The organism is Streptomyces sp. BA2, assembly GCF_009769735.1.
Classification (GTDB): domain Bacteria; phylum Actinomycetota; class Actinomycetes; order Streptomycetales; family Streptomycetaceae; genus Streptomyces.
This window is the reverse complement of sequence record NZ_WSRO01000002.1, coordinates 4517818-4544177: the sequence shown is the minus strand read 5'-3', so window position 1 is coordinate 4544177 and position 26360 is coordinate 4517818. Positions and strand designations below refer to the sequence as shown.

Annotated in this window: 30 protein-coding genes; 20 read left to right on the top strand and 10 right to left on the bottom strand. The window is 69.5% G+C overall.

Features of this window, described 5'->3' with window-relative positions:
- Positions 1-148: 148 nt before the first annotated feature.
- Entirely contained in the window at positions 149-1960 is a 1812-nt protein-coding gene (locus E5671_RS23085; protein WP_160505853.1) for a 5'-nucleotidase C-terminal domain-containing protein, read from the top strand.
- Between the two features lie 121 nt (positions 1961-2081).
- Entirely contained in the window at positions 2082-3392 is a 1311-nt protein-coding gene (locus E5671_RS23080; protein WP_160505852.1) for an LmeA family phospholipid-binding protein, read from the top strand.
- A 1-nt stretch (position 3393) separates the two neighbouring features.
- On the opposite strand, the gene E5671_RS23075 is transcribed toward E5671_RS23080, so the two are convergent.
- The 6 genes from E5671_RS23075 to E5671_RS23055 all read right to left on the bottom strand — a co-directional run bounded on the left by E5671_RS23075 (position 3394) and on the right by E5671_RS23055 (position 9081).
- Positions 3394-4812 carry a sensor histidine kinase gene (locus E5671_RS23075; RefSeq protein ID WP_336605821.1) on the bottom strand — a complete coding sequence of 473 codons (1419 nt, stop codon included), beginning with the start codon at positions 4810-4812 and terminating at the stop codon, positions 3394-3396.
- A complete protein-coding gene (locus tag E5671_RS23070; RefSeq protein WP_160505850.1) occupies positions 4809-5546 on the bottom strand; it encodes a response regulator transcription factor in 738 nt (245 codons plus the stop codon). Before E5671_RS23070 ends, E5671_RS23075 begins: the two co-directional genes overlap by 4 nt.
- Before the next feature lie 45 nt (positions 5547-5591).
- Positions 5592-5816 (bottom strand): hypothetical protein, encoded by a 225-nt coding sequence (locus tag E5671_RS45445; protein WP_202122787.1) that lies wholly within the window; start codon positions 5814-5816, stop codon positions 5592-5594.
- A gap of 27 nt (positions 5817-5843) precedes the next feature.
- On the bottom strand, positions 5844-6872 hold the full coding sequence (locus tag E5671_RS23065; RefSeq protein WP_160505849.1) for a S1C family serine protease: 1029 nt from the start codon (positions 6870-6872) through the stop codon (positions 5844-5846).
- Positions 6873-7171: 299 nt separating this feature from the next.
- A complete protein-coding gene (locus tag E5671_RS23060) occupies positions 7172-8194 on the bottom strand; it encodes a substrate-binding domain-containing protein (protein WP_160505848.1) in 1023 nt (340 codons plus the stop codon).
- A gap of 23 nt (positions 8195-8217) precedes the next feature.
- The gene (locus tag E5671_RS23055) at positions 8218-9081 is read right to left on the bottom strand and encodes a response regulator transcription factor (protein WP_237330223.1); all 864 of its coding nucleotides are present in this window, start codon (positions 9079-9081) and stop codon (positions 8218-8220) included.
- Between the two features lie 248 nt (positions 9082-9329).
- On the opposite strand from E5671_RS23055, the gene E5671_RS23050 reads away from it, so the two are divergent.
- From E5671_RS23050 to E5671_RS23020, 8 genes are all read left to right on the top strand, one after another.
- The gene (locus E5671_RS23050) at positions 9330-10211 is read left to right on the top strand and encodes an alpha/beta hydrolase (protein WP_160505847.1); all 882 of its coding nucleotides are present in this window, start codon (positions 9330-9332) and stop codon (positions 10209-10211) included.
- Positions 10205-10459, top strand: a complete 255-nt coding sequence (locus E5671_RS23045) for a MoaD/ThiS family protein (protein ID WP_160505846.1) — start codon at positions 10205-10207, stop codon at positions 10457-10459. The genes E5671_RS23050 and E5671_RS23045 overlap by 7 nt, the downstream gene beginning before the upstream one ends.
- A gap of 8 nt (positions 10460-10467) precedes the next feature.
- Positions 10468-11616: a hypothetical protein gene (locus tag E5671_RS23040; RefSeq protein ID WP_202121226.1), complete on the top strand. Its 1149-nt coding sequence runs from the start codon at positions 10468-10470 to the stop codon at positions 11614-11616.
- Between the two features lie 139 nt (positions 11617-11755).
- Positions 11756-12508 carry an LmeA family phospholipid-binding protein gene (locus tag E5671_RS23035; RefSeq protein ID WP_160505844.1) on the top strand — a complete coding sequence of 251 codons (753 nt, stop codon included), beginning with the start codon at positions 11756-11758 and terminating at the stop codon, positions 12506-12508.
- 225 nt (positions 12509-12733) lie between these two features.
- Positions 12734-12814 carry a putative leader peptide gene (locus E5671_RS47810; protein ID WP_351007875.1) on the top strand — a complete coding sequence of 27 codons (81 nt, stop codon included), beginning with the start codon at positions 12734-12736 and terminating at the stop codon, positions 12812-12814.
- Between the two features lie 154 nt (positions 12815-12968).
- Entirely contained in the window at positions 12969-13814 is an 846-nt protein-coding gene (locus E5671_RS23030) for a sulfurtransferase (protein ID WP_160505843.1), read from the top strand.
- Between the two features lie 47 nt (positions 13815-13861).
- Entirely contained in the window at positions 13862-14149 is a 288-nt protein-coding gene (locus E5671_RS23025) for a DUF1416 domain-containing protein (protein ID WP_160505842.1), read from the top strand.
- 91 nt (positions 14150-14240) lie between these two features.
- A complete protein-coding gene (locus E5671_RS23020; protein WP_160505841.1) occupies positions 14241-14504 on the top strand; it encodes a DUF3099 domain-containing protein in 264 nt (87 codons plus the stop codon).
- Here E5671_RS23020 and E5671_RS23015 read toward each other — a convergent pair.
- Positions 14498-14860: a DsrE family protein gene (locus E5671_RS23015; RefSeq protein WP_160505840.1), complete on the bottom strand. Its 363-nt coding sequence runs from the start codon at positions 14858-14860 to the stop codon at positions 14498-14500. The two genes, E5671_RS23020 and E5671_RS23015, sit on opposite strands and share 7 nt — an antisense overlap.
- 284 nt (positions 14861-15144) lie before the next feature.
- Between E5671_RS23015 and E5671_RS23010 the strand changes: the two genes are divergently transcribed.
- From E5671_RS23010 to ygfZ, 3 genes are read left to right on the top strand one after another with little or no spacing between them, the layout of a single operon-like run.
- Positions 15145-15717, top strand: coding sequence for an FABP family protein (locus E5671_RS23010; RefSeq protein ID WP_160505839.1), 573 nt, complete (start codon positions 15145-15147; stop codon positions 15715-15717).
- Between the two features lie 16 nt (positions 15718-15733).
- Positions 15734-16156, top strand: a complete 423-nt coding sequence (locus E5671_RS23005; RefSeq protein ID WP_160505838.1) for a transcriptional repressor — start codon at positions 15734-15736, stop codon at positions 16154-16156.
- A 34-nt stretch (positions 16157-16190) separates the two neighbouring features.
- The gene (gene ygfZ, locus E5671_RS23000; RefSeq protein WP_160505837.1) at positions 16191-17156 is read left to right on the top strand and encodes a CAF17-like 4Fe-4S cluster assembly/insertion protein YgfZ; all 966 of its coding nucleotides are present in this window, start codon (positions 16191-16193) and stop codon (positions 17154-17156) included.
- A 66-nt stretch (positions 17157-17222) separates the two neighbouring features.
- On the opposite strand, the gene dtd is transcribed toward ygfZ, so the two are convergent.
- A complete protein-coding gene (gene dtd, locus E5671_RS22995; RefSeq protein ID WP_160505836.1) occupies positions 17223-17660 on the bottom strand; it encodes a D-aminoacyl-tRNA deacylase in 438 nt (145 codons plus the stop codon).
- 178 nt (positions 17661-17838) lie between these two features.
- On the opposite strand from dtd, the gene E5671_RS22990 reads away from it, so the two are divergent.
- The 3 genes from E5671_RS22990 to E5671_RS22980 all read left to right on the top strand — a co-directional run bounded on the left by E5671_RS22990 (position 17839) and on the right by E5671_RS22980 (position 20979).
- Positions 17839-18474: an RsiG family protein gene (locus E5671_RS22990; RefSeq protein WP_160505835.1), complete on the top strand. Its 636-nt coding sequence runs from the start codon at positions 17839-17841 to the stop codon at positions 18472-18474.
- A 60-nt stretch (positions 18475-18534) separates the two neighbouring features.
- Positions 18535-19512 carry an asparaginase gene (locus E5671_RS22985; protein WP_160505834.1) on the top strand — a complete coding sequence of 326 codons (978 nt, stop codon included), beginning with the start codon at positions 18535-18537 and terminating at the stop codon, positions 19510-19512.
- Positions 19513-19728: 216 nt separating this feature from the next.
- Positions 19729-20979 carry a GNAT family N-acetyltransferase gene (locus E5671_RS22980; RefSeq protein ID WP_160505833.1) on the top strand — a complete coding sequence of 417 codons (1251 nt, stop codon included), beginning with the start codon at positions 19729-19731 and terminating at the stop codon, positions 20977-20979.
- Between the two features lie 76 nt (positions 20980-21055).
- Here E5671_RS22980 and E5671_RS22975 read toward each other — a convergent pair whose 3' ends face one another.
- Positions 21056-21244, bottom strand: coding sequence for a hypothetical protein (locus E5671_RS22975; protein ID WP_160505832.1), 189 nt, complete (start codon positions 21242-21244; stop codon positions 21056-21058).
- A 243-nt stretch (positions 21245-21487) separates the two neighbouring features.
- On the opposite strand from E5671_RS22975, the gene E5671_RS22970 reads away from it, so the two are divergent.
- Positions 21488-22363 (top strand): FadR/GntR family transcriptional regulator, encoded by an 876-nt coding sequence (locus E5671_RS22970; protein ID WP_202122191.1) that lies wholly within the window; start codon positions 21488-21490, stop codon positions 22361-22363.
- Positions 22364-22392: 29 nt separating this feature from the next.
- Here the strand turns inward: E5671_RS22970 and E5671_RS22965 are convergent, their stop codons facing one another.
- Positions 22393-22581 carry a hypothetical protein gene (locus E5671_RS22965; protein WP_160505830.1) on the bottom strand — a complete coding sequence of 63 codons (189 nt, stop codon included), beginning with the start codon at positions 22579-22581 and terminating at the stop codon, positions 22393-22395.
- 125 nt (positions 22582-22706) lie between these two features.
- Here E5671_RS22965 and E5671_RS22960 point away from each other — a divergent pair, with 125 nt between their 5' ends.
- From E5671_RS22960 to E5671_RS47450, 3 genes are all read left to right on the top strand, one after another.
- Positions 22707-23597 (top strand): winged helix-turn-helix domain-containing protein, encoded by an 891-nt coding sequence (locus tag E5671_RS22960; protein ID WP_160510367.1) that lies wholly within the window; start codon positions 22707-22709, stop codon positions 23595-23597.
- Complete coding sequence (locus E5671_RS22955) at positions 23546-24334, top strand: HAD family hydrolase (protein ID WP_160505829.1); 789 nt, start codon at positions 23546-23548, stop codon at positions 24332-24334. Before E5671_RS22960 ends, E5671_RS22955 begins: the two co-directional genes overlap by 52 nt.
- A 201-nt stretch (positions 24335-24535) precedes the next feature.
- Positions 24536-26269, top strand: coding sequence for an HAD-IA family hydrolase (locus E5671_RS47450; RefSeq protein ID WP_336605820.1), 1734 nt, complete (start codon positions 24536-24538; stop codon positions 26267-26269).
- Positions 26270-26360: the final 91 nt, after the last annotated feature.

Sequence of the window (26360 nt, the reverse complement as noted above, 5' to 3'; positions counted from 1 at the left end):
TGTCCGAAGTGTCCGCAACGCTCCCGTCGTGGCCCCCGACGGCAACCACCTCGTAACCCGTAACCCCCTGTCGCGCTACGCGCGTTGACCTTAGGCTGCGCACGAGTTTCACACCCTCAGTCGCCTTATACCTCTCCCAGGGGGACACGTGTCAGCCACTCCTCAGCCACGTCGGCCCAGACGCCGCGCCACCCGTGTGCTCGCCGCCGCGGCCGGTCTCGCCACGCTCGGTGCGCTGGCCGCCGCGCTTCCCGCGAGCGCCGGGCAGGACCACACCGGTGCGGCGGGCAAGAAGCGCACCGTCGACGTGCAGTTGCTGTCCTTCAACGACTTCCACGGCAATCTGCAGCCGCCGGCCGGATCGTCGGGCCAGGTGACGGAGAAGCAGCCCGACGGGACCGAGAAGAAGATCGACGCGGGCGGTGCCGAGTACCTCGCCACGTCGCTCCGTACGGCCCGCAAGGGCAACCCCTACAGCGTCACGGCGGCCGCCGGTGACCTGATAGGCGCGAGCCCGCTCCTGTCCGGCCTGTTCCACGACGAGCCGACGGTCGAGGCGATGAACAAGCTCGACCTCGACGTCACCAGCGTCGGGAACCACGAGTTCGACGAGGGTGCCAAGGAGCTGGCCCGCATACAGAACGGCGGCTGCCACCCCAAGGACGGCTGCTTCGAGAAGGGCAAGAAGTTCCAGGGGGCCGACTACCCCTACCTCGCGGCCAACGTGACCGACGAGAAGACAGACAAGCCCATCCTCAAGCCGTACTGGGTGTGGAAGAACAAGGGCGTCAAGGTCGGCTTCATCGGCGTGACCCTGGAGGGCACGCCCGACATCGTCTCCGCCGAGGGCATCAAGGGGCTGAAGTTCCACGACGAGATCGAGACGGTCAACAAGTACGCCAAGATCCTCGACAAGCAGGGCGTGAAGTCGATCGTCACGCTCCTCCACGAGGGCGGCTCCCCCGCGTCGCAGAGCTACAACTACGACTGCGACTCCCCGGGCGCGGGTGACGGCATCTCGGGGCCGATCACCACCATCGCCAAGGGCATCACGCCCAAGGTCGACGCGCTGGTCACCGGGCACACGCACTCCGCGTACGTCTGCACCATCCCGGACCCCGCGGGCAAGCCCCGCATGGTCACGTCCGCCTCCTCCTACGGGAAGCTCTACACGGACACGACGCTCACGTACGACCGGAAGACGAAGGACATCGTCCGTACGTCGGTGAAGTCGGCGAACCACGTCGTCAGCCGTGAGCAGCCCAAGGCCAAGGACATGACCTCGCTCATCGGGCGCTGGGACAAGCTGGCCGCCCCGGTCGCCAACAAGCCGATCGGCTACATCTCCGCCGACATCCCGGGCCGTGGCGCCGGGGCCCCCGAGGCGCCGCTCGGCGACCTGATCGCGGACGCGCAGCTCGCGCACGGCAAGTCCCTCGACCCGGAGACGGACCTGGCGCTGATGAACCCGGGCGGCATCCGCTCCGACCTCGTCCACAAGGCGAGCGGGAGCGAGGGTGACGGGGTCGTGACGTACGGCGAGGGCTTCACCGTGCAGCCGTTCAGCAACACGGTCAATCTCGTCGACCTGACCGGCGCGCAGCTGATCACCGGGCTCAAGCAGCAGGTGAGCGGGTCGAACGAGGCATCTCCGAAGATTCTGCAGATCTCGGACGGCCTGACGTACACGCTCGACATGACGAAGTCCGGCGCTGATCGTGTCGTGACGGACTCGGTCAAGCTGGGCGGCAAGGCGATCGATCCGGCCACCACGTACCGTGTGGCGATGAACTCCTTCCTCGCGGGCGGCGGCGACGGCTTCGCCGAGCTCGGCAAGGGCACGAAGCCGCTGGTCGGCAGCGATGACCTGAAGGCGTTCAACGACTACCTGACCGCCAACTCCTCGGCGGACAAGCCGATCGCGCCGCCCAAGGCGGACAGGATCACCATCGTGAAGTGACTCGCGAAGTGGCTCGCGAAGTGAATGGCGCGTTAACAGACGCGCTCAGAAGGTGACCTAAATCGGTTGTTACTGGGCGTAAGGCTTGGGGTGGGGTGTGAACGTATGGTGAAATCAGCTGATGCGTTCCCCCCACCGCATAGCCACGCTTCCGCCCGATCACAACCAGGCCTATCCGTCTGATGGTTGGCACGCCGAATCGGTTCCCCCAGAAGCACCTGACGAGGCGGTAGAGACCACCGCTCCGCTCAATCCGTACGACGAGCTCGGCGCCCTCGCGGGGCCGAACCCGCTGGAGGACTTCCTCCGCGAGACGGACGACGACGACAACGCAGCCGAGGCCGGCAAGGCCGACGCTCCCTGGCAGCCGCCGAACCACCGCCGCGGCAACCGTCGCCGCCGCAACCGGTTCGCCGGGCTCCCGCTCGCAGGCAAGGCCGTCGTCGCCCTCCTGGTCCTCGCGGCCTTCCTCGCGCTCGGTGACCGCTGGGCCCTGCTCTACGCCGAGCACGAGGCCGCGGAGAAGCTCAAGGACTCCATGCACCTGAGCGCCGCGCCCGAGGTCGACATCGAGGGCTTCCCCTTCCTGACCCAGGTCCTCGACAAGCGCGTCGACAAGGTCAAGGTCACCGTCCCCGACGTCGCGGCCGACCGGATCTCGCTCGCCCAGGTCTCCGCCACCGCCGAGGACGTGACGATCACCGGCGACGGGCCCACCGACATCAAGGGCGCCCTCATCCGCGAGATGAAGGGCGAGGTGCTGCTCTCCTTCGACGACCTGAACCGTGAACTGGGCGCGTCCCAGGTCACGTTCACCGGCCACGGCAGCGACCAGGTCCTCGCGCGCGGCACACTGCCCGTCGCGGGCCACGACCTGAAGCTGCGCGCCGACGCCCGCATCCAGCGCAACGGCGACCGCGGCATCTCCACCGACATCGGCAGGATGAGCCTCCAGATCGGCGACCTGGCGACCTACCGGCCCGGCACCCGCGAGTCCGAGGGCCTGCACCTCAGCAAGAAGTCCGCGGACCGCCTCGCCGAGGAGACCGCCAAGGCGAAGGCGCTGCTCTCCGTCCCGTCGATCGTCAAGCGGCTCGGGGTCTCCGACTCGGTGGTCAGCGGCGCCCTGAAGAGCGACACCAAGCTCCACGGCCTCGTCGGATCGCCGCGCTTCATCAACGACGTGATGGGCCTGAACCTCATCGACGTCGCGATGGGCCACCCCGAGCTCCTGAAGAAGCTGGGCCTTGACCCGGCGCTCCTCAAGGGCCTCTCCCAGCTCACCCGCCCCGTGCTCGCCGACCGCCTCACGCTCGCCTTCCAGCTGCCGAAGCTGCCGGGCGAGGGGAACGTGTGGCTGCAGGACGTGAGCGTACAGAAGGACGGGATCCGGGTGCGGCTCACCGGGACGGGGCTCGGCATCGGCAAGTAGGTCACGTCGTGGCCGGGGGCGGGGTGGGCGCTCCCGGCAGGCTGACCGTCGCCACCGTCCCGCCGCCCTCGGCGGGCCGCAGCGCCACCTGGCCGCCGGACTGGTGCACGGTGCGGGCCACGATGGAGAGGCCGAGGCCCGATCCGGGGAGGCTGCGGGCCGACGGGGAACGCCAGAACCGGTCGAAGACGTGCGGGAGTTCGTCGGTGGGGATGCCGGGGCCGTGATCGCGGACGGTCAGCGCGCCGCCCTTCAAAGCCACCTCGACGGTGGACCCGGGGGGCCCGAACTTCACCGCGTTGTCCAGGATGTTCACGATGGCCCGCTCAAGGGCCGGGGGCTCGGCGCGTACGTACCAGGGGGCGAGGTCCGCCTCGAAGGTCAGCTCGGGCCCGCGCAGGCGGGCCCGCTCCAGGGCAGCATCCACGACCTCGTGCAGGGCGATGACCTGCACCTTTCCGCCCTGCCCGCTGTCCGTGCGCGACAGCTCCTGCAAGTCCCCGATCAGCGCGGCCAGTTCGGTCATCTGCGCCGTGACGGAGGCGAGCAGGGCCTTGCGGTCGTCGGGCGGGATGGCGCGTCCGGTCTCCTCGCTGCGGGCGAGCAGCTCGATGTTCGTACGGAGCGAGGTGAGGGGGGTGCGCAGCTCGTGACCGGCGTCGGCGATGAGCTGCTGCTGGAGGTCGCGGGACGAGGCGAGCGATGCGGTCATGGAGTTGAAGGAGCGCGAGAGGCGGGCGATCTCGTCGTCTCCGTCGACGGGGATGCGGAGATCAAGGTCTTCGGTGCGGGCGACGTGCTCGACGGCCGCGGTCAGCTCGTCGACGGGGCGGAGGCCGGTGCGGGCCACCCATAGGCCGGCTGCGCCCGCGCCCAGTACGCCGATTCCGGCCACGAGGATGAGGACCAGGACGAGATTGCCCAGGGTGTCGTCGACCTCGCTCAGGGGCCGGGCCACGGAGACCGCGAGGGGCTGCCCCTCCAGGGGGTAGGTGAGGACGCGGTACTTGGCGCCGTTCGATGCCGTGGCGGTGTGGATGGCCTGGGGGGACGTGCGGTCGGCGACATCGATGTCCCCGGGGGCGACCTCGATGGACTGCTTGCCGGAGATGACGCAGCTGTTGCCCTTGCGGTCGACGACCTGGACCGTCGACTTGAACGGGTTCGGATCGTTCTCCTGGTTGCTGATGACCGACGCATGGCGGCACTGCCCGCTCCCGTCGATCAGGCTGAGCACCAGCTGATCGGGGACGCGGTTGGAACTGAGCGCCTCGTCCAGTGAGTTGATCAGCGCGGTCCGCACCACGAACCAGCACACGGCCGCGGCGGCCGCGACCGCCAGCGCCACCGCTGTGGCCACCAGCATGGCGAGGCGTGACCGGAGCGGAAGCGCCCGGAAGCGCCTGGTCAGCCTCTTCACTCGGCGCCGCCGGTACCCGGCCGCAACACGTACCCCACACCCCGCACCGTATGAACGAGGCGAGGCTCGCCCCCCGCCTCGGTCTTGCGGCGCAGGTACATCACGTACACGTCGAGGGAGTTGGAGGACGGCTCGAAGTCGAAGCCCCAGACCGCCTTCAGGATCTGCTCCCGCGTAAGGACCTGCCGCGGATGCGCGAGGAACATCTCGAGCAGGGTGAATTCCGTGCGGGTCAGTTCCACGGTCCTGGCCCCCCGCGTGACCTCCCGCGTCGCGAGGTCCATCCGCAGGTCGGCGAAGGCGAGCGTGTCGCCCTCCTCGGCCTGGCCCGCGGCGGCGGCGTACGAGCTGCGGCGCAGGAGCGCCCGGATGCGGGCGAAGAGCTCGTCCAGCTCGAACGGCTTGACCAGGTAGTCGTCGGCGCCCGCGTCGAGCCCCGTGACGCGATCGCCCACGGTGTCGCGCGCGGTGAGCATCAGGATGGGCGTCACGGAGCCCGTCGCGCGGAGCCGGCGCGCGGCGGTGAGACCGTCCATGCGGGGCATCTGGATGTCGAGGACCACGAGGTCGGGGCGGTAGGCGGCGGCCTTCTCCAGCGCGTCGGCGCCGTCGACGGCGACCTCCGTGCCGTACCCCTCGAAGGCGAGACTGCGTTGCAGCGCCTCCCGCACGGCGGGCTCGTCGTCGACGATCAGGATGCGCAGCTGTTCGCGGTCGCCTTCGGCGGGGCTCATCGGCTTGGTACTTCCTCGGGTACGGGGTGGTGGACGGGGCCGATATCAGCCTCGCACGCGCGCGCGGGGCTTGCGGCGTGCGGCGGGCCGGGACGGTGCCTGGGGTGTGGCCACTTCCGGGGCGCGGGCCGCGGTGGCGCCGTGCAGTGCCCCGGCCACGGCGAGGGGGAGGCCGAGCCCCGCCGGGTCGGTGTCGGGCAGGCTGCCCCAGCCGATGGTGACGGCGAGGGCGTGCCGGGCGCGGTTGACGGTGATGGTCGGTCCGGGCATGGGGGCCTCCAGGGGGATCGTTCGGGGTCAGTTGGTCGAGCCGGCCCGCAGGGTGTCGAGGTCGGCCTTGACCGTGTTGATCGGGATGGCGAAGCCGAGGCCGACGCTGCCGGACCCCGACTGGGCCCCGGCCTGCGACGAACTGGGCGAGTACATCGCGGAGTTGATGCCGATGATGTTGCCGTTCATGTCGATGAGGGCGCCGCCGGAGTTCCCCGGGTTGAGCGAGGCGTCGGTCTGCAGGGCCTTGTACGTGGTCTTCGACGAGCCGGTGTCGCCGTTGAACTGCTCGCCGCCGTACTCGAACGGCCAGCCGCCACCGCCCTGCTGTTGCTGCTGCCCCTGGCCCTCGTCCGTCGAGACGGTGACGTCGCGGTCGAGGGCGGAGATGATGCCGCTGGTGACGGTGCCGGTCAGGCCCTCGGGGGAGCCGATCGCCACGACGTCGTCGCCGATCTTGACGTTGTCGGAGTTGCCGAGGCTCGCGGGCTTGAGCCCGGACGCGCCCTCGACCTCGATCAGCGCCAGGTCCTTCTTGCTGTCGGTGCCGACGACCTTCGCGTCGTACGACTTCCCGTCGTTCGTCGTCACCTTGACCGACGAGGCGCCGGAGATCACGTGGTTGTTGGTGATGATCTCGCCGTCCTCCGAGATGATCACGCCGGATCCCGTGGCCTCGCCCGAGCTGGACTTCGCGCTGATCTCCACGATGCTGGGGCTCACCGCCTGGGCGACGCCGGAGACGGTGCCCTTCTGGCTGGTGGGTACGACGTTCGTGTTGGTGGCGCTGCTCGACGTGCCGTCCTTGCCGGTCAGCTCCTGGAAGGCGTACGCGGTTCCGCCGCCGACTGCCGCTGCCGCGATGGCCACGGCGGCGAGCAGGGCCAGCGGGCCCCTGGCCCGCCGCCGCGAGGGCTTCGGGGGCTCTTCCGGTGCCTGTGCCTGTGCCGGTGCTTCCGGCGCGAAAGCGGGCGGGGGCGGGTACGCGCCCTGCGTACCGCCATGGTGAACAGGCGCTGACGACTGCTGCTGGGGGTACTCGCCGCTGTTTGTCATGGAATCCAGGCTGCGGGGTGTTCATGAGAGGCGGCTGAGTGCGCCCTGAGAACACCGGTAGAACCTCGTATGCCCCATATAAAGCGGCCGGCTCCCGCTTGGGGTAGCGGTACTAGGCCGCCGCTTCGCGGCGGATTTTTCCCACCCACCCACCCGATTACCCCGCAGCTGCCCACCCCTGCCGGAGCGCTCCGCTGTGGGTGGGGGGCGGGGGGCCGTCCCCTGCTGTGGGCAGGCGTTCCGCAGGGCGGAACGGGTGGGCACAGCCCGAAGCCGCAGGGGGCGGATGAGGCCGAGGTTCAGTTGCAGCCGCAGGACTGGCGGATTACCAGGCGTGAAGGGAACAGCTTCAGGCGCTCCCGGCGGGACCCGGCGACCCGGAGGCCGTCGTCCAGGACCAGGTCTACCGCGGCGCGCGCCATCGCGGGGCGGTCCGACGCCACCGTCGTCAGCGGCGGGTCGGTCAGGCCCGCTTCCTTCACGTCGTCGAAGCCGGCCACGGCAAGCTGACCCGGCACATCGATCCGAAGCTCCCGCGCAGCCCGGAGGATGCCGATCGCCTGGTCGTCGGTCGAGCAGAAGATCGCCGTCGGCCGATCCGGCCGGGCAAGCAGCTCCAGCGCCATCTGATACGCGTCGTACCGGTTGTACGGAGCCTCGAAGAGCCGCCCCTCCACCGAACGCCCCGCCTCCCGCATGGCCCGCCGCCACCCCTCGACGTGGTCGGAGACGGGGTCACCGACGGTCGGGGTCTCGGCCGTGCCGCCGACGCAGGCGACGTACTCGTGCCCGTGTTCGAGCAGATGCCGCGTGGCCAGCTGCGCGCCGCCCAGGTCGTCCGTGACGACGGCGACGTCGTCGATCGCCTCGGGCCGCTCGTGCAGCAGCACGACCCGCGCGTCCCACGCGTCGATCTCGGCGGCGGCCGAATCCGTCAGGCCGTGGCTGACGAGGATGAGCCCGGAGACCCGCATGCCGAGGAACGCCCGCAGATAGTGGGCCTCGCGCTCGTCCACGTAGTCCGTGTTGCCGACGAGCACCATTTTTCCGCGCTCGGAAGCCGCCTGCTCCACGGCATGCGTCATCTCCGCGAAGAACGGCTGCCGCGCGTCCGGCACGATCATGCCTATGAGGTCGGTACGCCGCGACGCCATGGCCTGGGCGACCCGGTCGGGCCGATACCCCAGCTCTTTGATCGCGGCGAGTACACGCTCGCGCGTGGCCGGGGCAACCGGCCTAGGTCCGTTGTTGATGACGTAGCTGACGACGGCGGTGGAAGTACCCGCAAGTCGCGCTACGTCATCCCGAGTCACCTTGGCCACGCGCGGAGTCTACGCGGATGGAACTACCGCTGGGCAGGGCGTACGACAGCTTCCTTCGGCGGGGACTTCGGCGCGGACACGGCGGGTGGCGCATCCCGCTTCGGGATCTCCCTGTGCTCACCCTCGGCCGGCGGCCGCGCCGCCTTGGCCTTCTCCTCTCCCCCAAGCTCTCGGCTTCGCTCGAGCAGGGAGGTGCCCCCATCGGCACGTTCGACCTTCTCGGGCGTCACGAAGCGATAGCCGACATTCCGGACGGTGCCGATGAGCGACTCGTGCTCGACGCCGAGCTTCGCGCGAAGTCGCCGTACGTGGACGTCGACCGTCCGCGTGCCGCCGAAGTAGTCGTAGCCCCAGACCTCCTGGAGCAGCTGGGCCCGCGTGAAGACGCGCCCCGGGTGCTGCGCCAGGTACTTGAGCAGCTCGAACTCCTTGAAGGTCAGGTCGAGGACCCGGCCCTTCAGCTTCGCGCTGTACGTCGCCTCGTCCACGGAGAGATCGCCGTTGCGGATCTCCATGGGGGAGTCGTCTGCGGTGATCGACTGGCGGCCCATCGCGAGGCGGAGGCGTGCCTCGACCTCGGCGGGTCCCGCGGTGTCGAGGAGTACGTCGTCGATGCCCCAGTCGGCGGTGACGGCCGCGAGGCCGCCCTCCGTGACGACGAGGACGAGTGGACAGCCGGGTCCCGTGGAGCGGAGGAGCTGGCAGAGGCTGCGGACCTGCGGGAGGTCACGGCGGCCGTCGATCAGGATGACGTCGGCACCAGGGGTGTCGACGAGGGCCGGGCCTTCGGCGGGGGCCACCCGCACGTTGTGCAGCAGCAGGCCGAGGGCGGGAAGCACCTCCGTCGACGGCTGAAGGGCATTGGTGAGGAGCAGCAGAGAACTCATCGCGCCCCACCTGCCTGGGTCGTCTTACGGTTGTGCACGGTTCGCTCGCCCATAACGTCGGTTCCTCCTCGGTCCCTGCGAGGACGTTTACGGCACTGCTTCGTACTGCGTACTGCCGTGGTTCCGGAGCCCGCGCCCTGGGCTCCTGCGCGCTCTGTGTCCACAACCTGTGTCCACAACGCGTCTGAAAGCACGAAAGGACCCGGGGGCTTCGCTGCCCGGATCCTCTGCCAAGGAGAATAGCCCACATGAGTTCCGGTCCGGCAGGTCAATTCGCGCGATCTTCTGTGCGGCCGATCACTCGCGTTCAGCAGAGCGCAACGCTCCGTACACGGGACGGAGTCTTGATTGACGCTCTGTACGAGCCCGGTCCCGACCCGGACACGGACCTCGTGATCGTGGTGGCGCACGGCTTCACCGGAGATCTTGACCGGCCGCACGTGCGGCGCGCCGCCGGTGTCTTCGCCAAGGCCGCAGCCGTGATCACCTTCTCCTTCCGGGGCCACGGGGCGTCCGGCGGGCTCTCGACGGTCGGCGACCGCGAGGTGCTCGATCTGGCGGCCGCGGTGGAGTGGGCGCGGTCCATCGGCCATGCGCACGTGGTGACCGTGGGTTTCTCGATGGGCGGTTCCGTGGTGCTCCGGCACGCGGCGCTCGCGGGAGCAGCGCATGGGGGGCGCACGGAAGCGCGCGTTGACGGGGTGGTCGCTGTGAGTGCACCGGCCCGTTGGTTCTACCGGGGGACGGCGCCGATGCGGCGGCTGCACTGGGTGGTGACGCGGCCCGCGGGACGCGTGGTGGGCCGGTGGGGTCTGCGCACGCGAATCCACCCGCACGAGTGGGACCCCGTGCCGCTCTCGCCGGTGGAATCCGTCCCTCTCATCGCGCCAACGCCGCTGCTGATCGTGCACGGTGACCGGGACCCGTACTTCCCCGTGGACCACCCCCGGATGCTGGCCGCCGCCGCGCGGGGCGGAGCCGAGCTCTGGATCGAGGAGGGCATGGGGCACGCCGAGAACGCGGCGGACGATGGGCTGCTCGGTCGGATCGCCGAGTGGGCCACGGCATCATGGACGTCGGCAACCGCCGAAGGACCGGCATCCGCCGAAGGAGAGGAGCTGCCATGGTGAACGGCACCATTCGTTACTGGGCCGCGGCCAAAGCAGCCGCAGGTGTCGCGGAGGAGCCGTACGCCGCGACGACGCTGGCCGAGGCGTTGGACGCGGCGCGCGAGCGACACCCCGGTGAGCTGGTCCGTGTACTGCGGCGATGCTCGTTCCTCATCGACGGCGACCCCGTGGGTACCCGTGGGCATGAGACGGTACGGCTGGCCGAGGGCGGCACGGTCGAGGTGCTCCCGCCGTTCGCAGGAGGGTGAGCAGCGATATGAGCGATCCGCGATATCAGGGGTACGGGGAGTACGACCCCTACCGGGGGGACTATCCGCCTGCCGAGCCGCAGGCATACCCCTCTGATCAGCAGTACGCCCAGCAGCAGTACCAGTATCCGTCCCCGCAGCAGCCGTACGCCCAGGACGCCTCGTACACCCAGCAGTGGGAAGGGCAGACCTGGGACACGACGATCCAGCCCTCACCTGCGGTGGACGTGACGGAGACGGCTTATCTGCCCCCGCAGAATTACGGGCAGCCGCAGCCGCAGCCGCAGCCGCAGCCGCAGCCTTTGCCCGGTTACGCGGCCGGAACGGCGGACGAGGCGCCCGAAGCGGCTTCATCGGACTCCGCCACCTACGGCCCCGCCACCACCACCGGCAACCCCCGCGTCACCGACGCCCAGCGGGCCCGTGCCGAAGGGCGGTCGCCGGTCATAGAGCCGGGGATCCAGCCCGCCGCGCTGACCGCCGTCCTCGGGCTGCTGCTCGCCGGTACGGCCGCCGTCGGGCAGTACGCACTCCTCGTACCCCTCATCCTGCTCCAGGCCGTCACCGCCGCCGGATGGTTCCGGCTCAACGGGATGTGGCCCGCCAGGCAGGGCATCGCGCTCGCCTTCATGGGCGGTGTCGTCGCCGACATCGCGCTGCTCGCCACCGGCAAGGAGAACGCGCCCGCCGCGATCCTCGGCACCCTGGGCGTGTGGGTCCTGCTCGTGCTCGTCCTCCAGCTGCGCAGCCGGGCCTCCGCCGACGAGCGGATGTCGGGCCTGATGGCGACCGTCGCGTCCGCCGCGCTCGCGATCATCGCGACCGGGCACCTCGCGGCGTCGGACGACGCCGTGACGGTGGGTGGCATCGCCGTCGCGGTCGCCGTGATCGCCCGCGCGCTGCCCCTGCCGACGCCCGCCTCGGTCGTCGTGGCGCTGCTCGCCGCCGCCGGAGCCGGTATCGCCGTCGGCGGTGCGACGGACGTCGGCAGCAAGGGCGCGCTGCTCGGCCTCGGAGCCGGTGTCTGCGCGCTGATCGGCCACCGGGTCGCCAGCTACGACTATCCGTCCCGCTTCGTGCACATGACGGCGGGTGTCGCCCTGCCGCTGGCCGCCGCGGCCCCGGCCGTCTACGTGCTCGGCCGTGCCATCGGCTGACCACGGAATCCGATCGGCACAGGCTGATCGTCACAGCTGATCGACAGGTCCCCGGCCGGGCTCTCCCCGCCGGGGACCTGTCCTTTAGGCTCGCGGCAACGACAGCCAAGCGGGGGAACAAGGTGGGGGAACACCGGACATGAAGCGCTCCGTACGAATACTTCTGATCGTCCTCGTGATCCTGGGGGGTCTCTTCGTGGGCGCCGACCGCCTCGCGGTGGGCTTCGCCGAGGACGAGGCGGCGGAGAAGCTGCGTACCAGCGAGGGGCTCAGCGAGACGCCCGACGTCTCCATCAAGGGCTTTCCCTTCCTGACCCAGGTCGCGGGCGGCACGCTCGACGACGTCGAGATCGGCATCGAGAACTACGACGCGACCTCCGGCTCCGACAAGATCCGCATCGCTGATCTGAACGCCCGGATGCAGGGCGTCGAGTTCTCCGGCGACTACAGCTCCGCCACCGCCGACAAGGCCACGGGCACCGCCCGGATCTCGTACGACGAGCTGCTCAAGGAGGCGCAGGGCGAGCCGCCCGTCGAGCTGCCGCTCGGCGCCACCGGCAAGGTGGTCGGGCTCTCGGACGGCGGCGACGGCAAGATCAAGGTCGAGGTCGAGGTGAGCAAGGGCGGCGCGAAGCTGCCCAAGCCGGTGCACGTGCTGAGCTCGGTCAAGGTCGAGGGCGACACGATCAAGGTGAACGCCGACGAGATCCCGAAGAAGTTCGAGGTCATGGGCGTCTCGATTCCGCTGCCCGAGGGTCTGGTCCGCGATGTGACCGACTTCGAGGAGAAGGTCAGCGGCCTGCCGGGCGGCATCAAGATCGACGAGGTGAAGCCGGCGCGGGACGGCGTGGACATCTCGGTCAAGGGCACGAACGTGAAGCTCGCGGGCTGAGGCCCGGAACGAGCCTGATGGCGGCCGCTCGGAGCCGCCGTTCCGCAGTACGAGACGAAGCCGTCCGCGCGGTGGATGTGGCAGGGGTGAAAACAGTCCCCCGCCCCCGCACGGGCGGCTTCGCCGTTCAACCAATCCCATCCCCATCCCACAATGCGGATGATCGCGTCTCATCATTCGACACCCCGGTGACACGGCCGCCCTTGCGTCCTTACGATCGGACGCATGCAGCGACAGGCGGACCTCACGAAGCGGCGGGCAGTAGACCTGTGCCGCGTCGCCGCCATGCTCTGTCGCACCTTCTGAGCGGGAGCTCCGACTCCCGCGTCCCCCAGGCCCGTTGACACCGTCAGGGCCACCCCGCGCCGCGTACGCCGCGCCACCGCGCGATCACAGCCCGTACCCGGCACCCCTCGCACAGCCCGCAGCCCCGCCGCAACTGCCCCGGAGGAGAAGAAGTATGAGCCGCAGCGACGTCCTGGTAGACGCCGACTGGGTCGAGGCCCACATCGACGACCCGAAGGTCGCCATCGTCGAGGTCGACGAAGACACCTCCGCGTACGACAAGAACCACATCAAGAACGCGATCCGCATCGACTGGACCGACGACCTCCAGGACCCGGTCCGCCGCGACTTCGTCGACCAGGAGGGCTTCGAGAAGCTCCTGTCCGGCAAGGGCATCGCGAACGACACGACCGTCGTCCTGTACGGCGGCAACAACAACTGGTTCGCGTCCTACGCCTTCTGGTACTTCAAGCTCTACGGCCACCAGGACGTGAAGCTCCTCGACGGCGGCCGCAAGAAGTGGGAGCTCGACTCCCGCGACCTGGTCGACGGCTCCGAGGTCCCCAGCCGTCCGGCCACCTCGTACAAGGCCAAGCCGCAGGACACCTCGATCCGCGCCTTCCGCGACGACGTCGTGGCCGCGATCGGCGCGCAGAACCTCGTCGACGTGCGCTCGCCCGACGAGTTCAGCGGCAAGCTGCTCGCCCCCGCGCACCTGCCGCAGGAGCAGTCGCAGCGTCCGGGCCACGTCCCGTCCGCGCGCAACATCCCGTGGTCGAAGAACGCCAACGACGACGGCACGTTCAAGTCGGACGACGAGCTCAAGGCCCTCTACGAGGACGAGCAGGTCGACCTGGCCAAGGACACCATCGCGTACTGCCGCATCGGTGAGCGTTCGGCCCTGACCTGGTTCGTCCTGCACGAGCTGCTCGGCCAGACCAACGTCAAGAACTACGACGGCTCCTGGACCGAGTACGGCTCCCTGGTCGGCGTGCCGATCGAGCTCGGCGCCAACAAGTAATCCCTCCCGAAGCCCGCAGTGACCTGACCAGTTAAGGACGAACGCATATGTGTGGAGCGAAGGCCGGCGGACCCGACGCCTCGACGATCAAGCCCGGCGAGACCACCATCCAGGGCCAGGTGACCCGCGACGGCGAGCCCGTCAGCGGCTACGTACGCCTGCTCGACTCGACCGGCGAGTTCACCGCCGAGGTCCCCACCTCGGCCACCGGCCAGTTCCGCTTCTACGCGGCCGAGGGCACGTGGACGCTGCGCGCCCTGATCCCGGGCGGCACGGCCGACCGCACGGTGGTGGCCCAGACGGGCGGCCTGGCGGAGGTCGCGATCGCGGTGTGACGACAGAGGATCACTGACGGCTGGAGGGCCGCACCCCAGGGGGTTGGACGCCACTGGATCGGGGTGCGGTCCTTCGGCTTACGCTGGATGTATGTATGCGCGAAGGCGGCACGCCTACTTCGCCATGATGGGGATCTGCATCGGTCTCTTCGTCCTGGCATGGGGCGTCGTGCGGCTCTGGTCCATCCCTGTCGCCGTCGGGATGTGCGTCGTGGCGATGGTGATCCCGCCGGTCGCCGCCATGGTCGCCAACCGGCGCGGTCCCGACGACCGCTGGTGGGACGACCCCTCGGGTGACTCGAAGTCCGACGAGTGGTGGGACGAGCTCGACGGCAAGCGGCGGCCCCGTCAGTAGACGAGCGCCTGCGTGCCCTCTGCCATGGCCTCCTGCACGAACACCTGCGCGCCCGCGATCCGCACTCCGTCGATCACGTCCTTCTCGGTGATCTCGCGGCGCGCCGCGCACTGCGTGCAGAGCGTGATCTGTCCCGCGGCCACGATCGAGTCGATCAGGTCGGGGAGCGGTGCCGCGTGTGGCAGCTCGAACTCCGCCGCGCGTCCCGGCAGCGCGAACCACGCCGACTCGCCGGTCAGCCAGAGCGAGACCTCCACTCCGCTGGCCACGGCCACGGCCGCCACCGTGAACGCCTGCGAGCAGCGCTCGGGGGCGTCGGCCCCGGCGGTCACCTTGATCACGAGCTTCTTCGCCATGGCCGCATCGTATGGCCATCCGCGCGGTCACCCGTAAGGCCACCTCGCAGAGAGGGGCGGGTCGCGCACGACTACAGTGGTAGCGGCTCTGATACCTGCCCCCATAGCTCACCCCATAGCTCACCGAGGAGCACCCCGTGCTTGAGGCCTTCTTCTCCGCCCTGCTGGTTCTGGTCTGCATCGGCGTTCTCGCGTTCGCCGGACTGTCCGTGAAGAAGCTGTACCAGGGTCAGCGCTGAGCCCCGTACGCCCCGTACGCCACCTAGAGATCGTCTGAGCTTCCCATGATCGAGATTCCGTCCGACCTGCACCCCGACCTCGTGCCCCTCGTTTGGCTCCTCGGCAACTGGGCCGGCGCGGGCGTCACCGACTTTCCCGGCTCCGAGAAGGCGAATTTCGGCCAGGAAGTGTCCTTCACCCATGACGGGCGGGACTTCATCGAGTACCACTCGCACACGTGGGTGCTCGACGCCGATGGCAACAAGGTCAAGCCGCTGGAGTCCGAGTCGGGCTTCTGGCGCGTCGACAAGGACCGCAAGGTCGAGACCGTGATGGTGCGCGACGACGGCGTCGTCGAGGTCTGGTACGGCGAGCTCGCCGACCAGAAGCCGCAGATCGACCTGGTCACGGACGCGGTCGCCCGCACGGCGGCCTCCGGCCCGTACACCGGCGGCAAGCGTCTCTACGGGTATGTGAAGGGCGACCTCATGTGGGTCGGCGAGAAGCAGACCCCCGAGGTGCCGCTGCGTCCCTACATGTCGGCGCAGCTGAAGAAGGTCGTCACGCCCGAGGACGTCGCCGAGATGGCCCGGGGCCTCGGCGACCTGCCGGACGACGGCATCGCTTTCTTCAAGTAGGCCTACACTCCGAGGTGTGGTGAGCACCGACTGGAAAAGCGACCTGCGGCAGCGCGGATACCGGCTGACGCCGCAGCGCCAGCTTGTCCTCGAAGCCGTCGACACCCTTGAGCACGCGACCCCCGACGACATCCTCTCCGAAGTGCGGAAGACGGCGTCGGGGGTCAATATCTCCACCGTGTACCGGACCCTGGAGCTCCTGGAGGAGCTGGGTCTGGTCAGCCACGCGCACCTGGGGCACGGCGCGCCGACGTACCACCTCGCGGACCGCCACCACCACCTCCACCTGGTGTGCAGGGACTGCACGAACGTCATCGAGGCGGATGTGTCGGTGGCCGCGGAGTTCACCGCGAAACTGCGGGACACCTTCGGTTTCGACACCGACCTGAAGCACTTCGCGATCTTCGGGCGCTGCGAGAACTGCTCCGCCAAGGAATAAGTGCGCGTACCGGCAGGTCGTAGTGTGGGTGAACATGAAGAGCCCCCTCCTGTCCCTGCCCGGCGCCGTCCCCGCCGAGGGCGTGGACGAAGGCGTCGCCGCCCACTACGGCGACCTGTTCCGTGAGCAGCGCGCCCTCGCGGACGGCACCGGTTTCGTCGACCTCTCGCACCGCGGCGTCATCACCGTCTCCGGACCCGACCGGCTGAGCTGGCTGCACCTGCTGCTCACGCAGCACGTGACCGAGCTGCCCGTCGGCCAGGCCACCGAGGCGCTGGTCCTCTCCGCGAACGGCCACATCGAGCACGCCCTCTATCTCGTCGACGACGGCGAGACGGTGTGGGCGCACGTCGAGCCCGGTACGCAGGACGCCCTTGTCGCGTACCTGGAGAGCATGAAGTTCTTCAACCGGGTCGAAGTCGCCGACCGCACGGACGAGTTCGCCGTCGTGTACCTTCCGGCCGGTTCGATCGCCCCGGTCCCGGACGGTGTCGTCGTACGCGAGACTCCGCACGGCCGGGATCTGTTCCTGCCGCGTACGTCCCTTGAGTCGTACGCCGACGAGAACGGCCCCGCGGTCGGCATCCTCGCCTACGAGGCGCTGCGCGTGGAGGCGCACCGGCCGCGGCTCGGCTTCGAGACGGACCACCGCACGATCCCGCACGAGCTGGGCTGGATCGGTACGGCGGTGCATCTGCAGAAGGGCTGCTACCGCGGTCAGGAGACGGTCGCCCGCGTCCAGAACCTGGGCAAGCCGCCGCGCCGCCTGGTCTTCCTGCACCTGGACGGCAGCGAGGTCCACCTGCCGGTGGCCGGCACGGAGCTGCGCCTGGCCTCGGAGGGTGAGGAGGGCCGGAAGGTGGGCTTCATCACGACGGCGGTACGCCACCACGAGCTGGGCCCGATCGCACTGGCCCTGGTGAAGCGGAACGTGCCGCTGGACGCGGCCCTGAGCGCGGGCGGCACGGCGGCGGCCCAGGAGGTAGTGGTCGAGCCGTAGAGCTCCGGGGTAATCGGGTGGGCGGGCGGGTAAGAATCCGCCGCGAAGCGGCGGTTCAGTTCGCGGTCACATCTCGAGCAGCACCGTGAACGGGCCATCGTTCGTCAAGGCCACCCGCATTTGTGCGCCAAAGCGGCCGCAGGCCACCGTCGCGCCCAGCGAACGCAGTTGGGCCACGACCTCGTCGACCAGGGGCTCGGCGACATCGCCGGGAGCGGCGGCGTTCCAGGTGGGCCTGCGGCCCTTCCTCGCGTCGCCGTACAGCGTGAACTGGCTGATGACCAGCAGCGGCGCGTCGATGTCCGAGCAGGACTTCTCGTCGGCCAGCATCCGAACGGACCAGAGTTTGCGGGCCAGTTGGGCCGCTTTCTCCTTGGTGTCCTCGTGGGTCACGCCTACGAGGACGCACAGGCCCTCGCCGTTGATCTCGCCGACCGTCTCGGGACCGTTCTCGCCCTGGACGACGACGCTCGCCCCGTCCACCCTCTGCACCACAGCACGCATATGGCCCATCATGCCTGCTCCGTACGGCCGTGGTGCGCCGCCGTATGCGCCGTCCATGGGGTGCCCTGAACCCCCCATCTGGGGCCGATTGGGGGCACTCGCTCACATAGCGGCCACCGGGGGTGGCACCATGCTCACACGCGGTGTACCGCGCCGGTCGAGGGGACGGTAGAGCCACATGAGCACACCAAGTACGGGTCAGCCGCCCGGATCTGTGTCGCTGAACCGCATGAGCGCTGCGCGACGTACGAACGTGCCGCGTCCGCCCATGCAGCGCACGGGCAGCGCGGTGCTGTCCGAGCAGCCCGAGCACGACCTCCCCGCGCTGCTCCTGCGCGAGCTGCGTGAGCTGCGCAGGGACGCGCAGCAGAACGAGGCGGACCTGAGCTATGTCCGGCGCCTGCTCCAGGGGCGGATCGACATCCTGCGGGCCGAGGTCGCGCGCCGCAGGGACCCGGCGGCGCCGGGACCCGAGGGGCCGAGGTCGGAGGGGCCGCTCGTGGACCGGCTCTCGGAGATCCTCACGGACGGCCCCGCCCGGCACCGGTCGTCGGCCCGGCATGTGACGCTGGGCACGCCGCACAGCGCGGAGTACGGCCTCCTGGCGACGGAGATGCTCGCCGAGGTCGAGCTCTCCGACCTGGACGCCCGCACGGACGACGAGCTGCACACGGCCATGGGACGCCTCGTCCGCTACGAGCAGCAGGTTTCCCGGCGCCGTCAGCAGCTGCAGCGGACGGCGGACGATTGCAGCGCGGAGATCGCCCGCAGGTACCGTGAAGGCGAAGCACAAGTAGACGACCTGCTCGCGTGACCCGGTGATCCCGGCTTCCGCGGGCGGCCGCCACGCCACCCCCGCCCCGGAAGGCCGAAGATGACCTCGACGTCCGCCGAGTCCGTCGCCACCCCTGTCATATCCCCGGTCCTCGCCGAGGTCGTACGTTCCGGCTTCGTCGAGGGCCGTCACAGGGGAAGTCTGGTGCTGCTCGCGGCGGACGGCAGCGTGGAGCTGTCGATGGGGGATGTGACGGCCCCCGTCTTCCCGAGGTCCGCCAACAAGCCGATGCAGGCGGCCGCGGTGCTGCGGGCGGGGCTCGACCTGGCGGGCGAGCGTCTTGCGCTGGCCGCGGCGAGCCACTCCGGGGAGGTGTTCCACCGGGACCTCGTCCAGAAGATGCTGGCGGAGTACGGCCTGACGGCGGCCGACCTGCAGTGCCCGCCCGACCTCCCGCTCGACGCGGTCGAGGCCGAGACGTATTTGGCAGCGGGTGCCGTGCGTGACCGGGTGACGATGAACTGCTCCGGCAAGCACGCGGCGATGCTGGCGGTGTGCGACCTGAACGGCTGGCCCGCGGATTCCTACCTGGACCCGGGCCACCCGCTCCAGCAGCTGATCCTCCAGGTGGTCGAGGAGGCCGCGGGGGAGCGGGTGACCGCCGTCGGCACGGACGGCTGCGGCGCCCCCCTGATGGCGATCTCCCTGACCGGCCTGGCCCGCGCCTTCCGCCACTTCGTCCTCGCCCCCGAGGAGACGGCGGAGCGCCGGGTCGCGGACGCGATGCGGGCCCACCCCGAGTACGTGGCCGGCACGCGCCGCCCCGACACCTGGCTCATGCGGGAGATCCCGGGCGCCCTGTCGAAGATGGGCGCCGAGGCGGTCCAGGCGTTCGCGCTGCCGGACGGCCGCGCGCTCGCCTTCAAGGTGGACGACGGAGGGCTGCGGGCCCTGGGCCCGGTCCTGGCCCGCGCCCTGCGCCTGGCGGGCGTGGAGGAGGACGTACTGGCCCGCGTCGGCCGCGCGCCCCTGCTGGGCGGCGCTGTCGAGGTGGGGGAGATCAGGGCGGCGTTCTAGGACCCCGGGCTGCGTCCCGCTCGGGGCCGGGCTCGTCCTCGACGTTGGCCCACCCCGGTCACACCGGGGCAGTCGGGTGGGTGGGCGGGGAAGATCCGCCGCGAAGCGGCGGGCCAGGCCAGAGGTGGCCCGCAGACGAAGGCGCAGCCACCGGGGGCCACCGGGCCCCAGGTAAAACGGATGCACCCCCGGCCCCAGCGGACCTAGCGTGGGCGTATGAGCGATCTTGACGTCAGGGCCATCACCGAGGACGAACTGCCGGAGTGGATCAGGGCCGTCAACGCCGGGTTCCTGCGGCCGTTGGCGAAGGTCTCCGATGAGGTGGTCGCCCAGCGCAGGGAGAGCTTCGACTTCGGCCGCACCCTGGCCGCCTTCGAGGACGACCGCGCCGTCGCCACCTTCCGGTCGTTCCGGCAGCAGCTCACCGCCGTGGGCGGCGCCGCCGTCCCCGCCGACGCCATCGCGAACGTCACCGTCTCCCCGACGCACCGCCGCCGCGGTCTCCTCAGCCGCATGGTGTCCGCCGACCTCACCGCGGCCAAGGAGCGCGGTGACGTCGTCGCCACGTTGATCGCCGCCGAGTACCCGATCTATGGGCGCTACGGCTTCGGGCCCGCGACCACCAGCGCCGAGTGGACCATCGACGTACCGCGGGCCGGGCTCGATCCCCGCTGGGCGGGCCCGGACGGCGGCGCCCGTATCGACCTCGTGGACGGCGGCGACGTACGCAAGGAGGGCCCGCCCCTGCACGAGCGGCTGCGCGCCGCCCGGCACGGTGTCATCGACCGCGACGAACGCTGGTGGCTGGCGAACACAGGTCAGCTGCAGAGCCCGGAGAACCCGTGGACCGAGCCCTTCCACGCGCTCTACCGCTCCCCGTCGGGCGAGGTGGAGGGCCTGGTCACCTACTCGGTGGAGGACGGCTGGAGCGATGGCAGCCAGCCGCAGAACACGGTGAGCGTGCAGCGGCTGATCGCCACCACACCCGCGGCCGAACGCGCCCTGTGGCACTACGTCTGCTCGATCGACTGGGTCACCGTCGTCAAGTCGGGCAACCGCGCCCCCGACGATCTGCTCCCGCTCTTCCTGCCCGACCCCCGAGCGGCCCGCCTCAGCAGGCAGGCGGACTGGCTCTGGGTGCGGATCCTGGATGTCGTACGGGCCCTGGAAGCACGTACGTACGAGGCGTCGGCGTCCCTCGTCCTGGAGATCGGGGACCGCGCGGGCCTCGCGGGTGGCCGCTACCGCCTTGACGCGTCGCCCGGCGGCGCGGTGTGCGCGCCGACCGCGGATCCGGCCGAACTGTCCCTTGGCGTAGGGGAGTTGGGGACGCTGTGGCTCGGTGACGAGTCCGCGGTGCGGCTTGCGGCGGCGGGACGGGTGACGGAGGAGCGGGTGGGCGCCGCCGCTGTCGCCGACGCCCTGTTCCGTGCGTCCCGGCGCCCGTGGTGCCCGGACATGTTCTGAGCTGTCCTCTTGAGGTGTTGATGGCTGACCGGACTCCCGGCTCCCCTCCGGATGGGAGCCCGGTCAGCCAGCTCTGTCAGCTGCCCGACTGGGCGAGCAGCAGGACGAGGATCGCGGCCCCGACGCCGCTGATCTTGGTGCTCTTGGCCTTGATGCCCACGGTCAGCAGGACGAAGGCGACGATGCCCATCGGTCCGTACTTCCACTGGATGAGCTGCTCGAATCCGATGGCGAGGGCGGCGATGACGATGGCGATGAGCGGCATGACGTTCCCCCTTTCGGGACGGGGCATGCGGACCCCGTCCCATCCGGTCGGCAGCCATCCGATGGCGGACTACTGGCGGCCAACCCCTCGGGGCTCCTGCCAGGTTGCCTAAGTTGGCTACCAACTTCACCTGAGTTATCTCCGCGATGGCTCGATTCATAACCACCTTCCGAGCAACTCCCCAAAGATGGCGCGAAGTTGTACTGTTTGGTTGTGAGCCCGGAACCTGCCCCCGTCAACGGGATGAAGAGGCCGCCAAGGTCGCATCACGATGTGGCCGACGAACTGCGCGACCGGATCAGGTCCGGGACGCTGCGGCCGGGTCAGCGCATGCCGACCCAGGCCGAGCTGGCCGACGAGTTCGGGGTCGAGCGCGGCGCGATACGCGAGGCGCTGCGCACCCTGCAGGGCGAGAAGCTGCTGGCGAACGTGTCCAAGGGGAGCCCGGCCACGGTCGCCATGACCTCGAAGCACGTACTGTCCGGGCCGGGCGGCGTGAAGCCGCAGCCCACCATGGTCGGCCTCGCCCCGCGCATCGCCGCGGCGTTCGAGGCCCCTCATGTGGAGATCGACGCGCTCTGTCTGACCTCCATCTCGCTCACGATGGCGATCGGGGAACCGCTCCGCCAGATCCACGCCGGACAGCGGAAACCGGCCAAGGTCGACGTCCGGGTGCTGCTGCCGAGCCGCAGCATCGATCTCGCCTTTCCGGCGCCGGTGGACAGTGGGGACGACGAGAGCGGCCAGGTGCACAAGCGCTGGCTCGACCAGCGGAACGCGCAGGGGCAGGTGCTCCGCCACAACCTCCTCGCGCTGCGGGCCTCGCACGGCATCGACGTACAGGTCTCGTTCCGCGCGCTGCCGTTCACGCCGCCGGTGAAGCTGTATCTCCTCAACGGCGCCGAGGCGCTCTTCGCGTACTACACGCTGACCAAGCAGAGCGAAGAGATCGACCACGAGTACCTGGAGATGTACGACGCCCAGGGCGCGCAGTCGATGCTCTTCCCCTTCCATCAGGGTGACGGCCTGCGGGACACGACGTTCGTGGAGCAGTCCCATCTGTGGTTCAACGCGCTCTGGGGCACGATCAGTCAGGACTTGGAACTGGCGCGCGGCTAGTGCGCGGCCAGTGCGCGGCCGGCGTTCGGCTATAGCGCGGGCCCGGTCATCATCAGCGCGAGGACGACGGCGCCGATGGAACTGCAGGTGGGGCTCTTCGCCTTGATCCCGACGGTCAGGAGCAGCAGCCCGACGATGCCCATGGGCCCGTACTGCCACTGGACGAACTGCTCGAAGGTGACGGCGAACGCGGCTGCGAGGAGGGCGAGGACGGCCATGATGGTTCCCCCTTCTGCCATCTTGGGTGAGTTGGCAACCAACTTCACTTAAGTTGTCCCCACTTGGCCCCGCAACATAAACAACTTCAAGACAACTGCCCTGAGATGGCGGGGAGTTGTATCGTCTGGTCGTGACCCAGGAGAACGTTGCAGTGAACGGCAGCAGAAAACTCACTCCCCAGGACATCGCAGACACCCTCCGCGACCGCATCCGCTCCGGCGACCTCAAACCGGGCGACCGCCTCCCCACGCAAGCGGTGCTCGCGGAGGAGTTCGGCGTGGAACGGGGCACGGTGCGGCAGGCGCTGAGGACACTGCAGGACGACGGCCTCCTCGCCAACGTGAGCAAGGGAAGCCCGCCACGGATCGCGGCGGAGGCGCCGGGGGCGACGTCGGCGGGCGTGGAGCCGCAGGCGTCGATGGTGGGCCTGGCGCCCCGTCTTGCTGCCGCGTTCTCGGAGCCGCAGGTGCGGATAGATGTGGTGTCGTACACGGCGGAGACGCTGATGATCGCCCTGGGGGAGCCGGTGCGTCTCGTCCACGAAGGCCGTATCCGTCCTGATTCCATCAACGTACGCATCCTGCTGCCCAGCAGCGACATCACGCTCGCCTTCCCCCGGCCGACCGAGGGGCAGGACGACGAGGGCCGCGTGCACCAGCGATGGCTGGCGCAGCGCAACGCTCAGGGGCAGGTCCTGCGCCACAACCTGCGCGCGCTGCGGGTGTCGCACGGCATCGACGTGGACGTGTCGTTCCGCGCGCTGCCGTTCACTCCGCCGGTGAAGCTGTACCTCCTGAACCAGCGGGAGGCGCTCCTCGCCTACTACACGGTCGAGCGGAGCACGCTGGACTTCGGCAGCGCGGAGATGGAGGCGTACGACGTATCCGGGCTGAAGTCGCCCCTGTTCTCCTTCGAGAAGAGCGCGGCCCCCCGGGACGCCGCGTTCGTGGAGGAGTCCCAGAAATGGTTCGACGCGCTCTGGGCAACCATCGCGACGGAGCTGACACTCTCTTAGTGACTCCTGATACGACGCAGGCCGAGTGGATGGCAGAAGAGACCGAGAAGCTGCGGGAACTGATCAAACGCGCCCGCTTCGTACTCTTCGACTTCGACGGCCCCATCTGCCGGCTGTTCGCCGGCCACTCGGCCGAGCGGATCGCGAGTGAGCAGGTCCGCTGGCTGGAGGAGCGGGGGCTGCACGGCCTGCTGACCAAGGAGGAGCGGGCGCAGCCCGACCCCCATGCCGTCCTGCGCGCGGTCGACCGCAGGCGCCGGGGCAGCGATCTGATGACCGAGCTGGAGGAGCGGCTCACCCAGCAGGAGGTCACGGCGGCGGCCTCGGCCTGGCCCACCCAGTACGCGGACCCCCTCATCATGACGTGGCACGCCATGGGCTCTCGTCTGGCCGTCACCACGAACAACTCGCCACTGGCGGTCACCAACTACCTGGAAACCCGCGGCATCGGCCACTGCTTCACCCCACACATCTATGGCCGGACCAAGGACCTGCACCTCCTCAAGCCCGACCCGCACTGCCTGAACCGCGCCCTCAACGCGATGGGTGCGGAACCCTCCGCCGCGCTGATGATCGGCGATGCCCCCACGGACCGCGAAGCGGCCGAGCAGGCCGGAGTGGCCTTCTTGGGCTACGCGCACAACGAGAGGAAGGCGAAGCTTCTGAAGGAGTCGGGGGCGGAGTACGTGGTGCGCTCGCTGGAGCCGTTGCTCAGGGTGCTGCGGGGACAAGCCTGACGCGTCGGGGGCATGGGCGAGGTGCTGTAGGCGATAACCTCTGCGGTCATGTCGTCACCTCTGCCTCGCAGAGCCCATCAGGCACTGGTTCGCCGTCTCGCCGACTCCTATCGGGATCGTCCTGATGGTCGAGTTACGAACGGGCATCACAATGTCAACTACGTCGTCCCGCTCGGCTGGACGCTGGCCCTCCTCCTGTTGATGCCTTTCCGGGCGCAGGTCAAGTGCCGGACACCGCTCGCCGGAGTGGAAGTGGTGCCACGCATCTGGCGCAGCGAGGCGCAGCTCCTTTCGGTGGTGACCCGCTACCTCCGTGAAGTACCGCGGTGTGTGGCGGACTTCGGGGACTGGTCGATGCACGCCTACCGCGCGGGGAAGGCGTTGTCCGAGGTGAATCCCGATGGGCCTGTCGATGACGATCTCATGCGGTCCTTCGCGGAGTTCTTCGCCCGGACGGCAGGCGTCCCGGAGAAGGAGCTGCCGCCACGACCTGAGGGCTGGCCCAAGTCCGGTGAGAGCCAGAGCTTCCTCGACTGGCTCATCGATTTCACCGAGGAGAAGGTGCACCGCCCCAACCGGGGACGTTTTGAGACGCTCTTCGAGGCCGTGGGTATCCGGTCCGACGCCGTGACGAAGTTCAAGAGTGATCCCGATCGCCCTGCTCTCACGTCACGCCCTTTCTGCTTGCTGCACACCGACGTCCACCGGGCCAATGTCGTCATCGACAGAGACGAAGTCATCGTCATCGACTGGGAATTGGCGATATACGGCGATCCTCTCCACGACCTCGCCACCCATCTCGTGCGAATGGGCTACGACAAGGACGAGCAGAAGCGGATGACGAATCTGTGGTCCGAGGCCATGGTGCGCGCGGGCCACGAGGACATGACGGCGGGCCTCGACACCGACCTTGGCATCTATCTGGACTTCGAGTACGCCCAGTCGGTGTTCCCGGACGCCATGAGGGCAGCTCTGGACTTGCCCGCGGATTCGGACGAGAACGACTTCGATGCCGCGGCCCTGAAGGTCTGCAGGGCCTTGCGGCGTGCTGCCGAGCCCTTGAAGCTGGCATCCGTACCGGACGAGCGGCGGGTGGCGCGAGCGCTGCGGGACTGGCATGCCGGACCTCGTCACAGGCTGGAGCACTCGGCAGCGGTAGCCACCGACGCCACCGACGGAAGGGGCACTGTGGAAGACGATCAGGTGCGCGAGCCCATCGGAACCGATGAGTTCACAGAGCTCGCCGACTGGCTCACACGTACGGCCGACCGCTGTGTGCTCTTCGACTTCGACGGCCCCATCTGTCGTCTGTTCCCGCACGGATCCTCGGAGGGTGTCGCCCAGAACCTCAGGGACCTGGTTTCCGAACACGGTTTGGGGGGCCGGCTCACGGAGGAGGTGAGGAAGACCATCGACCCGCACGACGTACTGCGGGCCATGGATCAAGACCCCCTCGGGAAGAGCCTGGTCGCCGCGCTCGAAGCCCTGCTCACGGAAGGTGAGGTGGCGGCGGCGAATACGGCCCTGCCCACCCCTGGGGCAGGCGAGCTCATCCTCGCTCTGAAGGCGAGGGGGTGCCGGATCGCCGTGGTGACGAACAATTCACCGAAGGCCGTCGCCGCCTATCTGGAGAGGGAGAGGCTGCTGGATGCGTTCGGGCCGCACGTCTACGGGCGTACGGACCAGCCCAGCCTTCTGAAACCGGACCCGGACTCGCTGAGCCGAGCCCTGGAGGCCCTGGGTTCCGGGGCAGACGATGCGCTGATGATCGGTGACACGGCGACTGACCTGGAGGCCGCCGAGAAGGCAGGGGTCCGCTTCGTCGGCTACGCACGCGACGAGCGCAAGGCAGTGCCTCTGCGTGCCGCTGGAGCCGAGGTGGTCATCACCACGCTTCAGCCCCTGATCGACCTGGTGGAGACAGGCCCTTCCTGACCGGCCACGAACCGGGCACCATGAGCCCCTGCGGATCAACACCTGGGACACGAGGGGGACTTGGTGGCACGGAGACGTTCTGTTCGTGAGC